The organism is Paracoccus methylarcula (assembly GCF_003007735.2).
In the GTDB taxonomy this organism is placed as follows: Bacteria; Pseudomonadota; Alphaproteobacteria; order Rhodobacterales; family Rhodobacteraceae; genus Paracoccus; species Paracoccus methylarcula.
Genome location: NZ_PXNQ02000006.1, coordinates 145,476 through 165,790, shown reverse-complemented (window position 1 = coordinate 165,790; position 20,315 = coordinate 145,476). Strand labels below are relative to the sequence as shown.

The window sequence follows — 20,315 nt, the reverse complement described above, 5'->3', positions numbered from 1 at the left end:
TTGTTCCTCGCGGCCGCTCAGCCGAAGCCGCCGCCCTTTTCGTCGGCCTTGCGATAGGCCGCCGCGAATAGCTTGATGAATTCGTCCAGGATACCGTTTTCACTGGCGGTCTTGGCATCCCACCGCTGCACGTAACTGTCCCATGCCCGCGACTTGCGGCCGCCAAGCGCCCCACCCTTCGCCTCCGCCTCGATCCGGGTCGGCTCCAGGTCATGCAGCAACTCGATCAGCGCAGGTTGCAGAGCTGCGAACAAGGCGCCCTGATGTCGGCGCAAATCGCCAAGCGCCTCGTCGAAACCTGCCGCGCCGGTCAGGAATCCGGCGCGTGGACGCAGGAACAGCGCCTCCAGCGCCTGATCGGCATCCGGCAGGAATTTCAGCGGGTTGTTGTCGGTGGCCCCGCGCATCGTCCGCTCCCCCCCGCGCGTGAAATGCCGCGCGGAGGCCCGGTCCTGCAGCGCGGACATGAGTTGCGAGGCGGTCGCGCGCATGGTTTCGCCAAGCGCCCGGCCCAGGGCCTCGGGGCCGATCTCGGCGGCGAGAGTGCTGTCGAGACCTGCCCCTTCGCAAAAGGCGCGGACGAATGCCGCTTCATCGACCGGGATCGACGTCGCCGGAACCTGAACGGCAACTTGCGCCGGCTGCTCGGGGCCGGGTTGCGCTTGCTGCTCCAGCGCGGCGGATTCGGGCGGCGCGTCCGGGAACTCGACGAAATCATCGCCGAAATCATGCTGGCGCCCCGGAGGATCGCCAACGGCGATGTCCATCGGTGCGGGCGCCTCTCCACCGATGGCCCATGGATCGTCCGCCTGATCCTCGAAGACAGGCTGGTCGACCCGGTGTTCCGGCAGAGAGCCGGGAGACATCGCGCCCTGCGCATCCGGCAGATCGAACAGCGCCACGACGATATATTGCCCGACCTGGAACCGATCGCCATTCCGCAGGGCGTGCGGGCCGTCCAGCCGGTGCCGGTGCCCCTGCAGGAATGTGCCATTGGTCGAGACGTCGCGCAGCCACCATTGGTTACCATCAAAGGTGACATCGAAATGATGCCCCGAGATATAGCGGCTGGCATCGGGCAGAACCCAACCCATTCCCGACCGCCGTCCAACCTGGATTCCCGTTTCGGGAACGGGAATGCTGACCGGACCGCCATCATCGAGGACGTGGAAATTCTCTATTTGCAGGGTCAGGGTCATGTCACATCAATAGGCGCGAAAGAGGGATTCGGCCATGTCGAGAATCCGCGCCAGGTAAACCGAGCGCTGCGACAGCGGCACACGCGCGAGACAGGACAACACGGCACTGTTGATGGCAATCGGAGCCTTGTGGGCCGGAGCAGGCTCGGGATCGTTCGGCGCAGGCTTTCCCGTCGACCAGCCGACCGCAAGCCCCAGCAGGACGGAAGGCCCGCGCGCCGGGGCCCATAGCGCCTCCTTCATGATGTCATGGCGCAGCCGGGTGGTCGGATTGGCCAGCCAGGCCGCGATCTGCCGCATCATCGGGCGCTCTTGCGGGTGCAGGTGATCCGCCATCAGGCGCAGGCATTCATATCCCCAGCCGGCCGCGTTGGTGGGCAAGGCCGCGAAAGCCGTATAGGTCACCGCCTCTTCCGGAGTCGTCGAGGCCCGCAACCGGGCAAGAAACCGCAACCCGTCCTCGCCCGCGCGCGGTCTCAGCTTGACCAGTTCGGCCAGGCTCTGAAGCTCTGCGAACAGGGTTTGCGGGTCTTGTTCCCGAAGTGTCCGGCGCGGCCTTTCTGTTGTATCGTCCTGATCGGAAGGGCTCATATCAATCCATTAGCTAATATCGGCAGAATATTCCGACCACGGCTGGATTATGAAAAGACAAATTCGCCAAGGCAACCCGCCTTGTGCCCGGTTGCGCTTGATCCCCATGTCACCCCGACGGGATCCCGTGAATCCGGCAAGGCGCGATCTCCCTCCAGGGATCGCGCATATACGGGATCGGACTGTTGCGGCCAGGCTATGCCAGAAGCGGCACCGTCAAAATCTGCGCGGCAGGGTCGCCACCGTCGAGGCGGTCCGGCGCCGCCCCGTATCGTCATATGTCTGCAGCGTTCGCGCCGCCTGAACGATCTCGTGAATCTGCTCCATGGCCGCCTTGGTGCCGCGCAGCGAGGCCTCCGCCAGTTCCCGCAACTCGGCAATCGCGGCCTGCAGCGCCTGTTTCGAGGCTGCGTCCGGCGGGGATCGATCCGCCGCCGCCGAGAATCGTTCGATCTGGTCGAGTGCCAGCCCCATGTCCCCGGCAACGATCGCGGCACGGGCAGCCGCCAGGTGCTTGACCGGAGAATCGCTCATCGCAATTCTCCGAGTCCCAGATCAAGACGGGCCGAAAGACGGGCCGCATATTCGCGGGTCAGGAAACTGGAAAAATGTTCCTCTCCGTATCCGCCGGAAAAATCATCCTTTCCCTTCTGCAAGTTGCAGTATTTCAGCATCTCTTCAAGAAACGCCTGCTCGAGACGGTCCTGAGCAAGCGGGGCATCTGCTTGCGCGGGTGCATTCATGGTAAGTGCAGCGACCTGCATCCTGTTCTCCTTGTGCCGAACCAGGACAGCTTTAGCTTCGCCGGGTAAATGATTGGTAAGGAGTCCCGCCTACAAGAGTTCGAGATTTCCAACAGGGAACCGCCAGCCGATGGATCCGATCATCCCACAGAGTTTCGCCCCCGATACCGGTCAGGGCATGCGGGTTCCGCAATGCGATCATTGCGCGGAGGCCGAGCCTCTCGCCGAAAACCTTGTCTCGATCGAGTTTTTCCAAGCCCTGGAAATCAAAGCGGCACATATGCCCGTGTCCGAGGCGGACGGGCTTCAACCCGCCCCGCCCGAGGATGGGGCCAATCATGAATTCGACAGCGATCCCGTCACCGACATATTGGAAGGCTGGTCGGGCGTGACTGCATCGCTGCCCGCCAGTTCGGCGGGGGATGATGCCGGTGACGATATTCCACCGGATCGACGGGTGATCACCCCCCATGTCCCGGCTGGCTTCAGCCCTGCGCAACCCGCTGCGGAGTCCGGGAAACATCTCGCACTTGCGGATGGGACCGGCCAGCCGCATGAGGCGGGGGAGAATGGCGTCGAACCGCCCCACGGATCGGCATCGCGCCCCATTGCCGGGCCCGAATCCGCTTTCCGGGCACCCTCGATCTCATCGGGCGTGAGCCATCCCGCCTCCGGCATGCCGGATGACGCATCGGCCCGAATCACGGAACCGAAACCCGATCAGATCGCGCCGCGCACATATCCCGCGATGAGTGGCTCAGTGCGGACCAAAAAGGATGAATCCATCCCACATCCTGCCATATCCGAGGCCCCGGCGAAGAACACAGCCGTTCAACCCATCGATTCGACCGCAGGACTCCTTGGGCAGAAACCCATCCCGCCGGTCACTGGGTCAACCGACCTGTCCCTGCCTCCGCCTACATCCAGCGATCAGCTTTCCACATCGGCCACCACGCAGCCAACCGGCGCACGCTCGCCCTTGGTCCATACCGCATCGGTTCTGCGCCAGGTTTCGGATGCGGTCGTCACGATGCGCGACGAGATGGTCGAGATCACGCTTTCCCCGGAAGAGCTGGGCAGGGTCCGGATGGTTCTGACCGGCCATGACCGCGCGCCGCATCTGACGATCTGGGCAGAAAGGCCGGACGTTCTCGACCAGATGCGCCGCAATTCGGACATGCTGCTGCAACAGTTCAACGACGAGGGCCTGACCGACGCGACCCTGGATTTCCGCGGTGGACGCCGGGAAGGTGCTGGGACCGAAGCCGGTCAGGAATGGCCGACAAATAGTGGCGGGTCCGGCCAGCGCGGCGGGCTTGTCCAGACCGATCCGGATCGTCCGGCCCCGGTCCTGCCGATGCGGACGGGCAGCCGGCGAATTGACATCAGGATGTAAAGGAGGCGCGCATGATTACCCCGACGGACAACAAGACGGTCACCGGCACGGCAGCATCGACCCCGGCCGCACCGGGGATCACCACCAATGCCGATTTTTCCACATTCCTGAGATTGCTGACGACGCAACTGCAAAATCAGGATCCGCTCAACCCCATGGAAGGCAGCGAGTTCGCGGTGCAGCTTGCGACCTTCTCGGGTGTCGAACAACAGGCCTATACCAATAAACTGCTGGGCGAGATGATGACACAGGCGGAAGCAGGCGGGTTGGGACAGGCAGCCAGCTGGATCGGCAAGGAGGCGCGCAGCACCGCGCCGGTCTGGTTCGGGGACGAGGCCCTGACGCTGGACATCACCCCCGATCCGCGTGCCGAGGATGTCACCCTGATCACCATGGATGCGACAGGCCGCGAGATATTGCGCGAGGCGATCGGAACCGGCACCGGCGAGGTGGAATGGTATGGGCGTGACGCATCGGGACAAAAGTTGCCCGATGGCCGGTATTCCTTCCGGATCGAGAGTATCCTGGAGGGTGACGTGATCGCCGATGACGAGGTCGGCGCCTATGCCAGGATCGAAGCGGTCAGATCGGGACCGAACGGCACCGAGTTGGTCTTTGCGCATGACGCCTCGGCATTGCTGACAGATATCGACGCATTGCGGCAGCCCGAATAGCGGCGATCCTGCCCGCCGGAGCAGTCACCGATTGCCCGCCTCGTACCAATCCAGCATCATCCCGGTCCATCCGGGCGGCACGGCATGCCCTCCCGGATGCAGAGCGAAGACAAGCGAGGTTCCGGCGGCGCAACTGCTCCAGCGGCGGATCAGGACATCGCCCTTGCGGTCGACATCGTCTGGATTCGCCTTTGGACAGCGGTTCGCCTGCCGCCAGATCCCCATCGCGGCGAAGACATCGCCTTGGGTGAGGGTGCCATCCCCGACCGGGCGGCCTTCCAGCGGCACCGTCCCGTCCGACCAGCCATGGGTGTGGTGAAGCCTGACCGGACCCGCGCATTCCGCAGGGTGCGGACGCCAGAAACTGCCGGCGACCGGAGCATAGGCATCGAAACTCTCGGGCGTCTCGCAGGCGACATAGCTGGCCATCGAACCGCCGATTGAGAACCCGGACAGCACCATCCTGTCCCGGTCCAATCCGAACCTCTTCGCCGCGTCATCGGCGACCGCGCGCAGAAACTCCCCTTCGTCCCGGCCATTGCGGTCACCGGGATGGAACAGCCAGCCGCGCCCGTCGCGTCCCTCTCGCGGGGTGCCGTCGGGCGCGATCACCGCATAGCCCCGCGCCGTTGCCGCCCCGATCCGGCTGCGATCGCGCATCACGGCAGCACCTTCGCTCCCCCAACCATGCAGGAACAGGATCGCGGGCCAGCCCCGGGGCGGCGCCTCCCCCTGCGGCAGGGCGAGGTGATAGCTGCCGCCAAGCGTATCGGCGTCGGCGCCGAGCTGGCAAGGTCCGGGGGTCCGCGCACAATCCGCATGCGTGACCTGCGGCAAGACCGCGACCAGGGCCAGCGCGAGAATACGGGCGAGACGGGAGTTCATCGGACGGCCCCCGACATCATGTCAGTCGCTCCACCGGTACAGCCAAACTTCGCTCACCCGAACCCCGTCGCGATGCAGTTCCGCACGCATCTCGGGCCGGGCACCTTTCGTGGCATCCAGCGTGAAGGCAAGGCGCATCCCGCCGGTTCCCGGATTGTATTGAACGGTCGGGTTGCTGATATTCCCGATCCGCGAAGTCACCCGCGCCTCAAGCTTTCCCGGGTCACTGCCAAGCGCCGAATGCTTGGCGAAATCGATGCTGAAAAGACGGCCCTCCTCGAATACACGGCGACCCGAGCGGGTATTCAGCACCCTTGCGACGGTTCCGTCCACCGGCGCGAAATCGCACCAATGCAATCGGTAGGCAAACCGATGCCCGCGTCCGGCCCGCAGCGGCTCGGAAGGCCGCCAGAAGGCCACGATATTGTCATAGATCTCCTTGTCCGCCGGGATCTCGACCAGCCCGACATAGCCCGGCCCCCATGAGCCCATCGGCTCGACCCAAAGCGTGGGCCGGCGTTCGTAATGCGCCTGGAGGTCACCGAAATCACCGGCCTCGCGCGCGCGCTGCACCAATCCGAAACCACGGGTGCCGCTATCCATGAAATAGCTGACGCCAAGCTGTTGGGGATTGGAAAGGGGCCGCCAGATCTGCTCTCCCGCACCATTAACCATCAACAAGCCGTCGCTGTCATGCACGGCATCGCGGAAATCGTCGAAACGCGAGCGGTTGGTCTGGTCGAAGAGGAACATCGAGGTCCCCGGCGCGATCCCCGCCGCGGTCAGATCGACGCGGGGAAACAGGGTGCAGTCCACCTCCATGCGCGTCTGTTCGCCCTTGGTGATCCTGAAACTGTAGGCTCCGGCGACACTGGGACTGTCCAGAAGCGCATGGATCGTGACTTCCCGCGCATTCGGCTCGGGCGTCTCGATCCAGAATTCGCGGAAAGATGGAAATTCCTCGCCTTCGGAACTGCCGGTGCCAAGGGCAAGCCCGCGCGCCGACAGGCCATAGACCTGCCCCCGCCCGAGCGCGCGAAAATAGCTGGCCCCCTGGAAGACGGCATATTCCTGGAATACGCCGGGTTTCTCCAACTCGCCGCGCAGGCGGAAACCGGAAAATCCCATCCCATTGGACGGCAGGTCGGGAAACTGGTCCGTCTTGTCGAACGTCTCCAGGTCGAACAGGATTGGACGGGCCTGCCCGTCGGCGACCGCGTTGATCCTGACCGGCCGGTCGAACAGATAGCCTGCGGGGAAGAAATCGACCACGGCCGGCCGGCCCGTGTCGCGCCACAGGGCATGCCGTTCGTCGAACCAGATATTGCGATACGCATCGTAATCCAGCTCTCGCCACGACAACGGCACCTGATGCGGCGGAGCATAGGGCCGGGAGGCCATCTCCTCTGCCTTGTCGCACAGCATGCCGGAGCTGAACGGTTCCGGCTCGCCGAGACCCACCGGCTCATGTGTCTCCTCCGCCCGGGCCGGCAGGCCCAGGGCCCACCCCAGAGAGGCAAGCGCCGCCGAGGACATCACTTGTCGTCTATGCATTTCGATCCCTTGCTTGTCATATGCCAGTCATGCCGGATGTCGCGGCAGCCTGCCGAGACGGCGTCCCCGGGTTTACAGCCTGACGCCAGGGCTGCCGTTTCAGATAGGCCACGAAATAGGCCACGCCGGTGATGATCGCCGCGCCAAGCAGATTGACGATCGCCGCAGTCAGAACGCTGCGCCCGAAGACATCGAAAAGCACCCCCAGCAGGCGCGCGAGGATCATCGATGTCATGAACACCGCCAGCGATTGCTGCCCGACCTTGCGGATGACGGTGACGATGGCCGTCCACCACCGCCCACCGAACAGCCGTGAACCGCCAGGCCCCGCCGCGATCCAGGCCAGATAGGCGAGGCTGAGGAAATGGATATAGCGGAGGATGCCGAAATCCGTCTTGGTAAAGAGAAATTTCCAGTCTCCCCGCCATTCGCGGATGAAATCGTATTCCCTGTATATCCTGAACCAGGCGAAGGGAATCGTCACCAAGACGACGATCAGGGCACACAGGATCAGCATGCGGTTCACCGGCGGCGCGGGCAGCCAGCCCGCCATGAAGGCGAAGCCGGTAAAGAAGATCAGTTGCCATGCGAAAGGGTTGAAGAACCATTGCCGCGTGCTGTCATTGCTGAACCAGTATTCGGCGGGGAAGCCGAAGCCGGTCACGCTCGTCACCAGCCACAGCGTGACGCAAAATCCCATCGCGGCATGCGGATGGATACGGGCAAGCGCCATGACCAGCGGCAACATGGCCAGGATCACCAGGTACATCGGCAGGATATCGAAATAATTCGGCACATAGGTCAGGGTCATCAGCCCGACCATGTTCGGCCCCGGATTGTTCAGGAACGGGTAAAGATTCAGCGAGCCCACGTAATCCTTTTCGAACCAGCCGGTCATGTTCAGCACCAGCATCGCGAACAGCCCGGTCACGAAGACACCGATATGCGCCCAGTAGACCTGCCAGACGCGATGCAAGATGCGCAGCGTTCCCATCATCCAGCCCGCCTTGCGGAAGATACTGCCAAATGCGATCGCCGAGGCCATGCCCGAACAAAAGACAAAGATCTCGGTCGCGTCGGAAAAGCCGAAGCGGGCAGGTATCCAGAGGGTCCACGGGTTGCCGCTGATATGAGCGATCAGGATGATATACATCCCCACCCCGCGGAAGAAATCCAGGCGCGGATCCCGCGCCGGTTTCGCCGAAGGGCCGGAGGCGGATATTGCTGTGCTCATATGGACTCCTCGATCCCGGGCAAACGGGTTTGCGTTTCGCACGCAGATGCCCTGACTGAGGCGAGAAAGTCCAATCTGCGCCTTGTATATCCGTCCTGATGGCCGCCGCGTGCCTTGACCCGTTCATTCAGCAAATTCTCGGTCTCGTCCAGATAGCCGCCGCGCAGCCCTGCCTCGACGGCGATGCGGGTGAACACGTCGCGCTGCGCATGGCTGCCTCCGATCGCCTGCAAATCCGACAGCGCCTTGCGCAGATGCAGCCATGACGCACTGTGATTCCCCGCGGCATAGGCCTGCAGGCCAAGCGCGGTGTCATGGCCGTTATGCCCGATGATCCCCTTCGCCTCGCCGTCAGAGGCGCGCGCCCGGGCCATATTGCCGATCAGCCGGGCCGCCGCGCCTTCGCGCTTGCCGCCGACCAGCGCCAGCAGGTAATGCAGATCCGCGAAGGCCAGACAGCCATCCCCGGCCCGCTTGTCCGAGAGATCGGCCACCTCCTCCCACCGGTCGCCGACCGCGATCCCCTCGACTTCCAGCCGGGCCAGCAGAGAGGTCGCATTGGCGATATCACGGTAATCATCGGTCTTCTCGCGCCGGATCTCGGTGTCATAGAGGTCCAGCGCCGCATCGAAATCGCCAAGATCAAGATACATCAGCGCCTGGTGCCACCAGACGTGAAAGCGGAAATTGTTGCAATGCGCCCAGGACGCCTCGCGCCCATGCAGCCAATCCAGCCCCTCCTGCGCGCGTCCGGTCGTGTCATAGACATGGGCCACCGCATGCAGCCCCCAGGCATCATCCGGAGCCAGTTCGATCGCCCGCATCCCGGCATGCTCGGCCAGCGCATATTCACCGGCTTCCTCAAGCGTGAAGGCATGACAGCCCAGCAGATAACCCTTTGCCGCATGCTCTTCCCAATGCGGCAGCACGGCCTCGGCAGAGCGGCGCATGACATCGGGTCGGCCCATCACGAACTGGATCGCCTGCACCATCTTCATGGCCAGCGCATCGCGGGGATCCTCGTCCAGCACCTGCTGCAGGCGATCGGCGGCAGCGCTCGGACGGCCTTGCAGCCACAGGCCGAGGGCATTGATGAACCCTGTCTCGGCGGGGGTAGGGGGCAGCCGTTTCGCGGCGGCCAAGGCCTCGCGATAAGCCTCTTGCGCGACGGCGAACATCTCGGGTCTTCCCAGCAGCAGGCAGGCCAGCCCGCGAACCGCCTGCGCCAGCGCGAAATCCGGCGCTTTCGCGATCACCTCGTTCAGATCCGCCGCCGTGGATTCGGCATGTGACAGGATCCCGGTCACGACACGGTTCCAGATGGGAATATGGCGCCTCTCCAACGATATGCCGGTGCCTGACAGGTCCGTCATATGAATCATCGTCACTCTCCTGATTACCAGCCCGGACGCCCTGAAGGTTCAGACGAAACCGGGACCACTCGTGAATCAATTCGACCGGCAGCATGGATCGTTACAGACCAACGAATTTTTCCCGACCGTTTGATGCTCTTGTGAGCATGCTGGATAAACGCCATAAGCGGAGCAATGGTTTCCACGCCATCCTGCCAACAGCCGGATTTCGCCGGTTCATTCCTGCTTTCGACCGCCTCAGAAAGCCCCGTCATAGGCGCGTGAGCCGATACGGATAGCCAGCAGCGTGAAACAGTCACGCTCAAGCGCGGCGCGTGCCTCGGCCGCAAGGCTCGATGCGTCGTCTATCCAGACCCCGTGCCCGCCAAAGGCCCGCGCCAGGGCGGGATAATCGGTCACGCCCTTGAAATCGACGCCCAGATTCGGACGCTGCCCCGCCCTTTGCTTCATCTCGATCAGCGAAAGCGAGCCATCGACCAGCACCGCCAGGACCACCGGCAGCTTCAGATCGCGCAGCGTGGCCAGATCACCCGCCCCCATTTCCAACCCGCCATCGCCCAGAATGGCCAGGGCCGGTGCATCGGGCCGTCCCAAGCACGCACCTGCCGCCAAAGGCAATGCGCAGGCCATCGTGCATAGCGCACTGGATTGCAGCATCAGGCGCGGCTCCGGGCAGGTCCAGATCTGGCTGGCAAGGATACGATGCGCACCCGAATCCGCCGTCACGACGGTTTGCGGCGGCATCACCTCGCGCAGGGTCCGGAATACCTGATGCGGTCCCCATCCCTCCGGCCCGGCAAAGGCCCGCGCCAAGATCTCGCGAGCCTGGGCGGGCCGTTCCGATGGCCAGCGGGAAGGGGCATCGTGGTGCAGCGCCTCCAATGTCATGCCGACATCGCCGATCAGCGTCTCATCGGCGCGGTGCATCCCATGTATGCGCGGAACGGGGGCGATCTCGATCACGCGGGTGTCGTCGCCCCATGGATCGCGCCAACCGATCCGCATCTCGATGGGATCGTAACCCGCCAAAAGGATCAGATCCGCCTCGGCGATCAGCGGCATCAGGATCTTGTCTGCACGCGGAGACAACCCCGCTCCGCCAAGGCAAAGGGGATCGGCCTCGTCCATCAGACCCTTGCCCTTGTAGCTGGTGATCAGCGGTATCCGGTGCTGACGGCAAAAACCGGCGACAGCCGGACCGGCACCGTCATTGACGGCATCCACCCCGGCGATCATCAGCGGCCTGACCGAGCCCGCCAGCGCCTTGCGGACGCGATCCAGATCCGCGTGGTGAGGCATGAAGGGCGGTGTGAAGGATAAAGCCCGCGACGAGGGTTCGTCGCTCACCCCCTCGGCCACCGAGATCGGAACATCGATATGCACCGGCCCCGGCTGGCCCGACCTGGCGATGGTGATCGCCTTTTCCATCACCGCCCCGACGGCCCCTCCGACCGCCCGGAAACTGGCCTTTACCACCGGACGCAACAGGGCCTGGTGATCGAAGACCTGATGGGTATAGCGCTCGGCCTCGGCGGCATCGACGCAGCCGGTCAGGAAGATCAGCGGCACCCGGTCCTGCATCGCGTTGGCCACCACGTTGACGGCATTGGCCACACCCGGCCCCAAGGTCGCAACCAGCACCGGCAGATCGCCTGTCACATGCCAATGCCCCTCGGCAAAGAAGCCCCCGGCATTCTCGTGCCGCACCAGCGTAAAGCTCACCCCGGCCTGGCCCAACCCCTCGATCAGCGCCAGCACCTCGCCACCCGGCACGCCGAAAGCCCGTGTCGCCCCGGCATCCGCCAGCATTCGGCCGATGATCCCGGCGCCTGTCCGATTTATCATTCCATTTCTCCGATCACGCCCGAGGCTTTCAGCCGGTCAAGCTCCTGCTCCGTCAGGCCCAGATGATCCCGCAGCACCTCGCGCTATGCTGCCCCAACAACGGCGGCGCATTGCCATAACGCACCGGTGTATCGCTGAATTTCAGTGGGTTGCCGATCAGATCGACATTTCCGCCATCCGCCAGCGGATGCGGCAGGCTGATACGCAAGTCGCGCGCCGCCACTTGCGGGCTGTCGAACACCTGCCGCAGATCGTTGATCGGCCCACCGGGCACCGAGAGCGCCTCCAGCCGCTCCAGCCAGTATGAGGCCGGGCGCGCGCGGGTGATCTCTTCAATGATCGGGATCAACTCCGTGCGATTACGGACCCGGTCGGCATTCGTGGCAAAACGCGGATCATCAGCCAGATCACCGCGCCCGGCATCGCTGACGAAACGGCGGAACTGGGCATCGTTGCCTATGGCGATGATGAATTCACCATCCGAGGCGGGGAATGCGCCATAGGGCACGATCGTCGGATGATCGTTTCCGCGCCGGGGCGGAATCTGCCCGTCGGTCAGGTAGCCGACGCCCTGATTGATCAGCCACGCGACCTGCGTATCGTAAAGGCAGACATCGATATGCTGCCCCCGCCCGCTGCCGTGACGCGCCTGCAATGCCGCGAGAATGCCGGTCAGCGCATACATCCCGCACATGACATCGGCGATCCCGACCCCGACCTTGAGCGGGCGGCCATCGGCCTCGCCCGTCAGGCTCATGATCCCGGCCTCGCCCTGGATCAGGAAATCATAGCCCGCCCGATGCGCATTCGGCCCGGTTTGCCCGAACCCGGTGATCGAGCAATAGATCAGGCGCGGGTTAACATCCGAGAGGCTGGCGTAATCCAGCCCGTAGCGGGCCATGTCGCCGCTCTTGAAATTCTCGACCAGGATATCGGCCTTTTGCGCCAGCCTGCGGATCAATGCCTGCCCCTCGGGATCGGCGATATTGACCGCGACCGACTTCTTGCCGCGATTGGCGCTGAGGTAATAGGCGCTCTCGCTGGTCTCGCGCCCCTCGCTATCCTTGACGAAGGGCGGACCCCATTTGCGGGTGTCGTCACCGGCGCCGGGACGTTCGATCTTGATCACCTCTGCTCCAAGATCGGCCAGAGCCTGCGTGGCGGTCGGACCGGCAAGGATGCGCGACAGATCGAGAACGACGATACCGGCAAGCGGAGCAGCGGATGACATGGCAACAAACTCCCGAACCGGAACCAGGGCTGGAAAAGGCCGCTTGGGCGGTCTTCATCGCAATGGAACTATCATCATCCGATCCGGTCAAGCAATTCGCGCGGCACCGGACCGGATAGCGATCCCGTGACATGCCCGCGCTCACCCGCGATGCGGGTGGTGACAAAGCCATCGGCCACGGCGGACATACCGGCGCGGATCAGCACCGACGCCGTCAGCAACAGGGCCGTGCGTTCTGCAAACCACCTTGCCTCGCATTCCGGCGGCAAGCCGGGCCAGCGTTCGGCATGTGCCTTCAGCGCGGCATCGTAGCGGCGGTCGCTGCCGGTGGCGGCCTCCAGTTCCGCGCGCAGCGTGTCGGCGGCCAGCGGCTCGCTTGCCAGCGTGCGCAGGATGTCGAGGCAGATGACATTGCCCGAACCTTCCCAGATGCCGTTCAGGGGGGCTTCGCGGTAGTAAAGCGGTTGGCCGGTTTCCTCGATATAGCCCATGCCGCCCAGCACCTCCATCGCCTCGTAGGTCACGATGGGGCAGCGCTTGTTGCCCAGGAACTTGGCCAGCGCCACGCCGATCCGGGCGAAGGCCCGATCCTCGGGGGTGGTGCCGTCAAAGGCGCGCGCCACCCGCAAGCCAAGCGCCAGCGCCCCTTCGCAATCAAGCGCCAGATCGGCCATGACGGCCTGCATCAGCGGTTGGTCTATCAACCGCTTCTGAAACGCGCTGCGATGTTTCGCCCAATGATTCGCGGCGCTTATCGCCCCTCGCATCAACCCGGCGGGGGCCAGCGCAGTGTCCAGGCGGGTATGATGTACCATCTCGATGATCGTGCGGACGCCCCTGCCCTCGTCGCCCAGGCGATAGGCAATGGCGCCGTGATACTCGATTTCGGACGAGGCATTGGAGCGATTGCCCAGCTTGTCCTTCAGGCGCTGGATATGGATTGCATTCCGCTCCCCCTCCAGCCAGCGCGGCACCAGAAAGCAGGTCAGCCCGCCGGGGGCCTGCGCAAGCGTCAGGAAACCGTCCGACATCGGGGCAGAGCAGAACCATTTATGGCCGGTCAGGCGATAGAAACTCCCCTCCGGTTCGGCCATCGTGGTATTGCTGCGCAGATCCGAGCCGCCCTGTTTCTCGGTCATCGCCATGCCCAATGTGGCCGAGGTCTTTTCGCCAATCGGGCGCGGGGCCGGGTCATAGGCGCGGGCGGTCAGGCGAGGCTGCCATATCGCCGCCAGATCCGGATTCGCGGCGAGCGCCGGGACAGCGGCATAGGTCATCGTCATGGGACAGCAATGACCCGGCTCGACCTGGCCGGCCAGATAGACCATGGCGGCATGAGTGACATGGCCGCCCGGCGTTCCGTCCCAGGCAACCGCGGCATAACCCGCGCCAAGGCTGGTCCGCATCAATTGGTGCCATGCAGGATGGAAACGAACCTCGTCCAGCCTGCGCCCACCGGGATCGAACAGCAGCAGTTCCGGGCTGTGCCGATTGGCGGCCTGACCGGCCTCGCGCATCTCGGCGCTGCCCATGACCTTGCCATAGCTTGCAACCGTTTTCCTGTGCCCGCCCTCACGAGTTACGGCGTCGCGCAGGGCAATGTCTTCCAGCCATAGATCGCAATCCCCCCGAGCCGGTGGCTGGTTTCGCACCTCATGCGTGCCAAGATCGCTTCGTGCTGTGGATCGGGTCATGTCTCCTCCTCGGACAGGATAAGGCCGCGGGTGTTTCAAGATCCAGTCACGAAGAAAGTGACGTAACGTGATCTCCTCTGCCCTATCCTCCCGGACGGTTTTCCTGTTCACATGCGCGAAATTATATTTAACTGGATGGTCAACAGGAGCAACAATCGGAAGCACGGGCAAGAATACGAAACGTCATGGAATATGACCACATCATCATCGGCGGATGACAGGGCGTGAAACGCCCGGCACGGGACAATAACAGAGGGAGGAGAACGCATGAACGGAACCATGATGCATCAGCCACTGACGACCGGCTCGCTGATCGGCCACGCCGCACGCTATCATGGCGGCACCGAGATCGTCTCGGTCGAGACGGCAGGCGGCATCGAACGCACGACCTGGGCCGGTGTGGACGCCAATGCGCGAAAACTGGCCTCGGCGCTGGACCGGCTCGGGGTGTCGCCGGGCGCACGCTGTGGCACGATCGCGTGGAACAACCGCCGCCACCTGGAAATCTATTTCGGTGTCGGCGCGGGTGGACGGGTGACGCATACGATCAATCCTCGGCTGGCACCGGATCAGTTGATCTATATCGTCAACCACGCGGAGGACGAGGTGATGTTCTTCGACCGCACCTTCCTGCCCGCCGCCGCCCAGCTTTGCCAGCATTTCAAGACGGTGAAGCATTGTGTGCTCATGGGGCCTCGCGACGAGGAAGCGGTGGGAATGATCGAGGGGCTGCTGTTCTATGACGAACTGATCGAGACCGGCGATCCCGATTACCAATGGCCGGAACTGGACGAGCGGTCAGCGGCGGCACTGTGCTATACCTCGGGCACGACGGGCAATCCCAAGGGGGTGCTGTACTCGCATCGCTCGCTGGTGATGCATACGCTTGGCGCCAACCAGCCGGACGGAACCTGCATTTCGGCCATGGATGCACTGCTGCCGGTAGTGCCGATGTTCCATGTGAATGCCTGGGGCGTCCCCTATGTCGCCGCGATGGCCGGGGCGCGGCTGGTCATGCCGGGGCCGAAGCTGGACGGCGAAAGCCTGGTAAAACTGCTGAACAATGAGAAGGTCACCGTGGCCTTCGGTGTGCCGACGATCTGGATGGGACTCTTGGCGGCGCTGCGTTCCTCGGGCGAAAAGCTACCGCATCTGGTGCGGTCCTTCGTCGGGGGAACGGCGCTGCCACCCTCGATGATCGACGCCTTCCGCGAGGAGTTCGAGGTCGAGCTGATCCATGCCTGGGGGATGACCGAGACGGCTCCGGTCGCGACGCTGAACAAGCTGCTTTACAAGCATCGCGAATTGCCGCTGGAAGAGCGGCGCAGGCTGCGCCATGCGCAGGGGCGGCCCCTGTTCGGGGTCGAGTTGCGGGTCGTGGACGAGCAGGGAACGCGGCTGCCGGATGACGGCGAAAGCCAGGGTAACCTGCAGATCCGCGGGCACTGGATCGTGGAAAGCTATTTCGGCAAGAGCGAGAGCGCCCTGACACCGGATGGCTGGTTCGATACCGGCGATGTCGCGACGCTCGATCCAGACGGCTTCATGGTCATCCGCGACCGTGCCAAGGACATCATCAAGTCGGGCGGCGAGTGGATTTCCACCGTCGATCTGGAAAATATCGCCATCGCCCATCCCGGCATCAGTAATGCCGCCGCCATCGCCGCCTATCATCCGAAATGGGACGAGCGCCCGGTGCTGATCTGCGTGCGCGCCGAAGGGGCGAATATCGATGAGGCAGAGCTGCTGGCCAGCTACGAGGGCAAGGTGGCAAAGTGGCAGGTGCCCGACCGGGTGATCTTTGCCGATACATTGCCGATCGGCGCGACCGGCAAGGTGCAGAAAAACAAGCTGCGCGAGGAATACGGACAGGTTCTGATCGAGGACGGGCATTGAACCGGTCCCAGTGACAAGCGGCAGTGAATCCGGAAGCACGCGCAAGCTGCAAGGCCGCCGCATTCCGACAGGATCGCAACAGGATGAAAACCTGCAGGACCGGCAAATGCCCGATCTGCCCGGATTGGCTACACCGGCGAACCTGACAAGAATATCTTGTCAGCCTGACAGGACTTGTTGTTTCCTTTACGAAGGGAAATCGGGCTAGATCCTTGCGGGACTCGGGACCGCCCGAAGCAAGCGGCATCCGCCGTAAAGGAGAGCATATGAGATCCGGTCAGGATATCCGACTCGGCGCCGATATCGGTGGCACATTCACCGATATCGTGCTGGATCTGCGCGGCACCATCTTTTCGGCCAAGGTGCTGACCAATTACGCCGCACCCGAGCAGGCGATCCTCGATGGCATCGGGATCGTTACGCAGGACGCGGGCATTTCGGCGTCAGAGATCGGCCTTGTCATCCACGGCACGACGCTGGCCACCAACGCGCTGATCCAGCGGCAGGGCGCCCGCACCGCGCTGATCACGACCGAGGGCTTCCGCGACGTGATCGAGATGCGCACCGAGAACCGCTTCGAGCAATATGACCTGAACCTCGTCCTGCCCAAGCCGCTGATCCCGCGCGAGGATCGCTTTCCGGTCAAGGGCCGGATCAATGCGCAGGGCAAGGAATTGCAACCACTGGACGAAGCCGCGCTGGAGGAGCTGGCGGAGCGGATCGCCGAACAGGATTTCGGCGCCATCGCCATCGGCTTCATCCATTCCTATGCGAATGCCGCCCATGAGCAACGGGCGCGCGAGATCCTGCAGCGCAAGCTGGACTTGCCGATCTCGATCTCTTCCGAGGTTTCGCCGCAGATGCGCGAATTCGAGCGTTTCAACACCGTCTGCGCCAATGCCTATGTCCGCCCGCAGATGGCCAGTTACCTGTCGCGCCTGCAGGACCGGCTGAAAGAGATGGGCACGACCTGCCCGGTCTTCATGATCCATTCGGGCGGCGGTCTCATCTCGGTCGAGACGGCTGTGGAGTTTCCGGTGCGGCTGGTCGAGTCCGGTCCGGCGGGCGGGGCGATCTTCGCCGCCGATATCGCCCGGCGCTTTTCGCTGGACCGCGTCGTCAGCTATGACATGGGCGGCACCACCGCGAAGATCTGCCTGATCCAGGATTACCAGCCGCAGACCGCACGGACCTTCGAGGTCGCGCGGACCTATCGCTTCTGCAAGGGCTCGGGGATGCCGATCTCGATCCCGGTCATCGAGATGATCGAGATCGGGGCGGGCGGTGGCTCGATCGCATGGGTCGATGACATGGGCCGTATCCAGACCGGCCCGGAATCGGCGGGCTCGGAACCCGGTCCCGCTTGCTATCAACGCGGCGGGACGAAACCCGCGATTACCGATGCCGACCTGGTTCTGGGCAAGATCGACGCGGACAATTTCGCCGGCGGCAAGATCAGGCTGTCGGGTGACAGCGCCAGCGCGTCGATTTCCCGCGATATCGGGGACAGGCTGGGGCTTGACCCGATGGCCGCCGCTTTCGGCATCTGCGAGGTGGTGGACGAGAACATGGCCAATGCCGCCCGCGTCCACGCGGTCGAGAATGGCAGGAACATCTCGGACAATGCCATGATCGCCTTTGGCGGCGCCGCGCCCCTGCATGCCGCAAGGCTGTGCGAGAAACTGGGCATCGACCGCTGCCTGATCCCGCAAGGCGCGGGCGTGGGCTCTGCCATCGGCTTTCTCAAGGCACCTTTCGGCTACGAGGCGGTCGGATCGCAGGTCATGGCCCTGTCGCGTTTCGATGCAGAGGCGCTGAACGCAATGCTGGGCGGGCTGAAGGAGAGCGCCGAGAGCTTCGTCCGCTCGGGCGGCACCGGGCAGATCACCCGCGAGATCGTGGCCTTCATGCGCTATGCCGGGCAGGGATGGGAAATCCCGGTATCCCTGCCCGACCGGGAATTCAACGCAAGCGACCGCGAGATGATCGAGACGGCCTTCCGCGAACGCTACGCGCAATTCTTCGGCCGCCCGGTCGATGGCCCCGAGATCGAATTCGTGACATTCTCGGTCAAGGCACAGGACAGCCGGCCCGAAGGCAGGCGCGAGGCGCTGATCGCCGACGGCCGCCCCGTCCCGGCCTCGGCCAGCCGCGACATCTTCGATCCCGCCAACGGCGCCTCGCGCGACAGCGGCATTTTCGAGCGCGACGGCCTGTCTGCCGGTGACCGGATCTCTGGCCCCGCGGTCATTGTCGAGCGCGAGACCTCGACCATCGTCACCTCGCCTTTCGACGCCGTCATTCAGGCCGATGGCACCATTCTTCTTGTCCGGAAAGGAGTCGCGGCATGAGCCAGATCGATGAAATCCGCATGCAGGTGATGTGGAACCGGCTGATCTCGGTGGTCGAGGAGCAGGCACTGACCCTGATCCGCACCGCCTTTTCGACCTCGGTTCGCGAGGCGGGGGATCTGTCTGCGGGGGTGTTCGACGCGCGGGGCCGGATGCTGGCTCAGGCGGTGACCGGCACGCCCGGTCACGTGAACACCATGGCCGAGGCCGTGCTGAACTTCATCGCCGAGATCCCGCGCGACCAGATGTATCCGGGCGATACCTATGTCACCAATGACCCATGGCTTGGCACCGGCCACCTGCATGACATCACCATGGTCTCGCCCTCGTTCCGGGATGGCGCGCTGATCGGTTTCTTTGCCTGCACCGCCCATGTCGTCGATGTCGGCGGACGCGGTTTCGGGGCCGATGGCAAATCGGTCTACGAGGAAGGCATCCAGATCCCGATCATGAAATTCGCCGAACGTGGCGAGGTAAACACGGATCTGCTGCGCATCCTGCGGAGCAATGTGCGCGAACCCAACCAGGTCATCGGCGATTTCTACTCGCTCGCGGCCTGCAACGATGTCGGCCATCAGCGCCTTGTCCAAATGCTGGACGAGGTGGGACTGGCCGACCTTAAGACCTTGGGAGAATTCATCTTCTCGCGCACCCATACAGCGATGATGGAGCGGATCGCGGCACTGCCAAAGGGGAGCTGGGTGAACGAGATGCTGACCGACGGCTATGACGATCCGATCAACCTGGCCGTCGAGGTCACGATCGGTGACGACAATGTGCATGTCGATTTCAGCGGCAGTTCCGGGATCAGCCGGTGGGGCATCAATGTGCCGCTGATCTATACCAAGGCCTATGCCTGCTATGCGATCAAATGCGTCGTGGCGCCGGATATTCCCAATAATTCGGCCTCGCTGGCGGCATTCTCGATCTCTTCGCCGGTCAATATCCTGAACGCGCAGCGCCCCGCCCCGGTCTCGTTGCGCCATGTCATCGGCCACATGGTCCCCGACGTGGTGCTGGGCGCGCTGGCCAAGGCGCTGCCGGGAAAGATACAGGCCGAAGGGGCGGGTGCTCTGTGGAACATCCATATCTCGGCACGTCCCGAGGCGGGGGCCGAGGGGCGGCGGGCCGAGGTGCTGCTGTTCAATTCGGGCGGGATGGGCGCACGCCCGACGCTGGACGGGCTGTCCGCGACCGCCTTTCCCTCGGGCGTGATGACCATGCCCATCGAGGCGACCGAGCATACCGGCCCCATCGTCATCTGGCGCAAGGAATTGCGCCCCGATTCCGGCGGCGCGGGCCAGTATCGCGGCGGTCTGGGGCAGGTGATCGAGATCGCGCCCGAAGAGGGGCATGAATTCGATTTCTCGGCCATGTTCGACCGTATCAGCGCGCCTCCACGCGGGCGCGATGGCGGCGAACCGGGCGCGCCCGGCGGGGTCGCGCTGGACGACGGCACCCGGCTGCGCCCCAAGGGGTGGCAGCATGTGCCTGCGGGCCGGCGCCTGATGCTGGAGCTTCCCGGCGGGGGTGGCTTCGGCGATCCGGGCAGGCGCAGCCCGGAGGCCATGGCCGAGGATGTCCGCAAGGGCTATGTGACCGGCAAGCAGCCATGAGACCAGGATCGCCCACCCTGTCGCATTGGCGAT

General features: G+C 64.0%; 16 protein-coding genes. 5 read left to right on the top strand and 11 right to left on the bottom strand.

Annotated features, from left to right (window positions below; all coding sequences use genetic code 11):
• Nucleotides 1-17 precede the first annotated feature (17 nt).
• From tagH to A7A09_RS11190, 4 genes are all read right to left on the bottom strand, one after another.
• Nucleotides 18-1,199 carry a type VI secretion system-associated FHA domain protein TagH gene (gene tagH, locus A7A09_RS11205; RefSeq protein WP_106691486.1) on the bottom strand — a complete coding sequence of 394 codons (1,182 nt, stop codon included), beginning with the start codon at nt 1,197-1,199 and terminating at the stop codon, nt 18-20.
• A gap of 6 nt (nt 1,200-1,205) precedes the next feature.
• Complete coding sequence (locus A7A09_RS11200; protein WP_106691485.1) at nt 1,206-1,790, bottom strand: DUF6931 family protein; 585 nt, start codon at nt 1,788-1,790, stop codon at nt 1,206-1,208.
• 216 nt (nt 1,791-2,006) lie between these two features.
• Nucleotides 2,007-2,324: a hypothetical protein gene (locus A7A09_RS11195; protein WP_106691484.1), complete on the bottom strand. Its 318-nt coding sequence runs from the start codon at nt 2,322-2,324 to the stop codon at nt 2,007-2,009.
• Entirely contained in the window at nt 2,321-2,554 is a 234-nt protein-coding gene (locus tag A7A09_RS11190; protein WP_148043642.1) for a chemotaxis protein chel, read from the bottom strand. The genes A7A09_RS11195 and A7A09_RS11190 overlap by 4 nt, the downstream gene beginning before the upstream one ends.
• A gap of 109 nt (nt 2,555-2,663) precedes the next feature.
• Here A7A09_RS11190 and A7A09_RS11185 point away from each other — a divergent pair, with 109 nt between their 5' ends.
• Nucleotides 2,664-3,929 (top strand): flagellar hook-length control protein FliK, encoded by a 1,266-nt coding sequence (locus A7A09_RS11185; RefSeq protein ID WP_106691482.1) that lies wholly within the window; start codon nt 2,664-2,666, stop codon nt 3,927-3,929.
• Between the two features lie 11 nt (nt 3,930-3,940).
• Nucleotides 3,941-4,603, top strand: coding sequence for a flagellar hook capping FlgD N-terminal domain-containing protein (locus tag A7A09_RS11180; protein WP_106691481.1), 663 nt, complete (start codon nt 3,941-3,943; stop codon nt 4,601-4,603).
• A gap of 24 nt (nt 4,604-4,627) precedes the next feature.
• On the opposite strand, the gene A7A09_RS11175 is transcribed toward A7A09_RS11180, so the two are convergent.
• The 7 genes from A7A09_RS11175 to A7A09_RS11145 all read right to left on the bottom strand — a co-directional run bounded on the left by A7A09_RS11175 (nt 4,628) and on the right by A7A09_RS11145 (nt 14,419).
• Nucleotides 4,628-5,488 (bottom strand): CE1 family esterase, encoded by an 861-nt coding sequence (locus A7A09_RS11175; RefSeq protein WP_106691480.1) that lies wholly within the window; start codon nt 5,486-5,488, stop codon nt 4,628-4,630.
• Nucleotides 5,489-5,509: 21 nt separating this feature from the next.
• Nucleotides 5,510-7,042 (bottom strand): OpgD/OpgG family glucan biosynthesis protein, encoded by a 1,533-nt coding sequence (locus A7A09_RS11170; RefSeq protein ID WP_106691479.1) that lies wholly within the window; start codon nt 7,040-7,042, stop codon nt 5,510-5,512.
• Between the two features lie 16 nt (nt 7,043-7,058).
• Nucleotides 7,059-8,276, bottom strand: coding sequence for an OpgC family protein (locus tag A7A09_RS11165; RefSeq protein WP_106691478.1), 1,218 nt, complete (start codon nt 8,274-8,276; stop codon nt 7,059-7,061).
• Nucleotides 8,273-9,658 (bottom strand): tetratricopeptide repeat protein, encoded by a 1,386-nt coding sequence (locus A7A09_RS11160; protein WP_245999285.1) that lies wholly within the window; start codon nt 9,656-9,658, stop codon nt 8,273-8,275. The genes A7A09_RS11165 and A7A09_RS11160 overlap by 4 nt, the downstream gene beginning before the upstream one ends.
• A 228-nt stretch (nt 9,659-9,886) precedes the next feature.
• On the bottom strand, nt 9,887-11,494 hold the full coding sequence (locus A7A09_RS11155) for a thiamine pyrophosphate-binding protein (RefSeq protein WP_106691477.1): 1,608 nt from the start codon (nt 11,492-11,494) through the stop codon (nt 9,887-9,889).
• Between the two features lie 52 nt (nt 11,495-11,546).
• The gene (locus tag A7A09_RS11150) at nt 11,547-12,725 is read right to left on the bottom strand and encodes a CaiB/BaiF CoA transferase family protein (RefSeq protein WP_211341111.1); all 1,179 of its coding nucleotides are present in this window, start codon (nt 12,723-12,725) and stop codon (nt 11,547-11,549) included.
• 74 nt (nt 12,726-12,799) lie between these two features.
• A complete protein-coding gene (locus tag A7A09_RS11145) occupies nt 12,800-14,419 on the bottom strand; it encodes an acyl-CoA dehydrogenase family protein (RefSeq protein ID WP_106691476.1) in 1,620 nt (539 codons plus the stop codon).
• 267 nt (nt 14,420-14,686) lie between these two features.
• On the opposite strand from A7A09_RS11145, the gene A7A09_RS11140 reads away from it, so the two are divergent.
• The 3 genes from A7A09_RS11140 (at nt 14,687) to A7A09_RS11130 (ending at nt 20,282) form a co-directional block, all read left to right on the top strand.
• The gene (locus A7A09_RS11140) at nt 14,687-16,315 is read left to right on the top strand and encodes a long-chain-fatty-acid--CoA ligase (protein ID WP_106691475.1); all 1,629 of its coding nucleotides are present in this window, start codon (nt 14,687-14,689) and stop codon (nt 16,313-16,315) included.
• Between the two features lie 266 nt (nt 16,316-16,581).
• Nucleotides 16,582-18,666, top strand: a complete 2,085-nt coding sequence (locus tag A7A09_RS11135; protein ID WP_106691474.1) for a hydantoinase/oxoprolinase family protein — start codon at nt 16,582-16,584, stop codon at nt 18,664-18,666.
• Nucleotides 18,663-20,282 (top strand): hydantoinase B/oxoprolinase family protein, encoded by a 1,620-nt coding sequence (locus A7A09_RS11130; protein WP_106691473.1) that lies wholly within the window; start codon nt 18,663-18,665, stop codon nt 20,280-20,282. The genes A7A09_RS11135 and A7A09_RS11130 overlap by 4 nt, the downstream gene beginning before the upstream one ends.
• The last annotated feature ends 33 nt before the right edge of the window (nt 20,283-20,315 follow it).